The following is a 1,483-nucleotide window of genomic DNA, read 5'->3' on the forward strand; positions in this document are numbered from 1 at the left end:
TCAGGGCGCGAGCGTCATCCACACGCTCTTCAGGTCGGAGTACTCCTCCAGCGAGTGGTGGGACTTGTCGCGGCCGTTGCCCGACTGCTTGACCCCACCGAAGGGCACCGTCTGGTCCATGTCCGCCCAGTTGTTGACGAACACCTGGCCCGAGCGCAGCCGGCGCGTGACGCGCATGATGCGGTCGATGTCCTGGCTCCACAGTCCGGCCGCCAGGCCGTAGTCGCTGTCGTTGGCCAACCGCACCGCCTCGTCCTCGCCGTCGAAGCCGAACACCGCGAGCACCGGACCGAAGATCTCCTCGCGACCGATGGCCATGGTCTCGGTGACGCCATCGAACACCGTCGGCGGGATGAACAGCCCCTTGCCATCCACCTCGGTGGCCTCGCCGCCGCTGCGCAGGGTCGCGCCCTCCTCCACGCCACGGCGGATATAGTCGAGCACCCGCGCGTGCTGGGCCTGGTCGACCATCGCGCCCATGAAGCTCTCGGGGTCCAGCGGGTCGCCGGGCTGCATGGCCTCGGTGGCGGCCAGCACCTTGTCGACGAAGGCCTCGCGGATCGAGTTCTCGACCAGCAGCCGCGAGCCGGCGATGCACACCTCGCCCTGGTTGTGGAAGATCGCCCCGGCGGCGTGCTCGGCCACCCGGTCCAGGTCCTTGCAGTCGGCGAAGACGAGGTTGGGGCTCTTGCCGCCGCACTCCAGGAACACCTTCTTGAGGTTGGACTGGCCGGCGTACTGCATCAGCTGCTTGCCCACGCCGGTGGAGCCGGTGAAGGCCAGGCAGTCGACGCCCATGGACAGCGCCAGCGCCTTGCCCACGCTGTGGCCGAAGCCCGGCAGCACCTGGAAGACGCCGCGCGGCAGCCCGGCCGCGTGGGCCAGGCTCGCCAGGCGCAGCGCGGAGAGCGGCGACTTCTCCGAGGGCTTCAAGATGACGCTGTTACCGGCGGCCAACGCCGGGGCGATCTTCCAGGCGGTCATCATCAGCGGGAAGTTCCACGGCACGATGGAGGCCACCACGCCCAGCGGCTCGCGCAGCACCAGGCCCAGGGCGTCATCCCCGGTGGGCGCGACCTCGCCGTAGAGCTTGTCGATGGATTCGGCGTGGTGGCGCAGGCAGCCGATGGCGCCGGCCATGTCGCCCAGCGAGCTATTCACCGGCTTGCCCATGTCCAGGGTGTCGAGCAGCGCCAGCTCGTGCTGGTGGGCCTCCATCAGGTCGGCCAGGCGCAGCAGCACGGCCTTGCGCCCGCCCGGGGCCAGCCGCGACCACTCGCCGCCGTCGAAGGCGCGCCGGGCGGCCGCCACCGCCGCCTCGGCATCGGCGGCGTCGCAGCTCGCCACCTCGGCGAGCGCCTCGCCGGTGGCCGGGTTGATGGTGGTCAGGGTCGCGCCGCCCTCGGCATCGACGAAGGCGTCGTCGATATAGGCGCGGGTCTCGAGGCTCGCCTTCAGGGAGTCGGCCTCGTCCTGCCAGTCG

At 70.8% G+C, this 1,483-nt stretch carries 1 protein-coding gene; it reads right to left on the reverse strand.

The annotated features are described in order from the left end of the window. Entirely contained in the window at window positions 1-1,458 is a 1,458-nt protein-coding gene (locus ETC07_RS14945; RefSeq protein ID WP_136249317.1) for an aldehyde dehydrogenase, read from the reverse strand. Between the last annotated feature and the right edge of the window lie 25 nt (window positions 1,459-1,483).

The organism is Halomonas borealis (assembly GCF_004798905.1).
In the GTDB taxonomy this organism is placed as follows: Bacteria; Pseudomonadota; Gammaproteobacteria; order Pseudomonadales; family Halomonadaceae; genus Halomonas; species Halomonas borealis.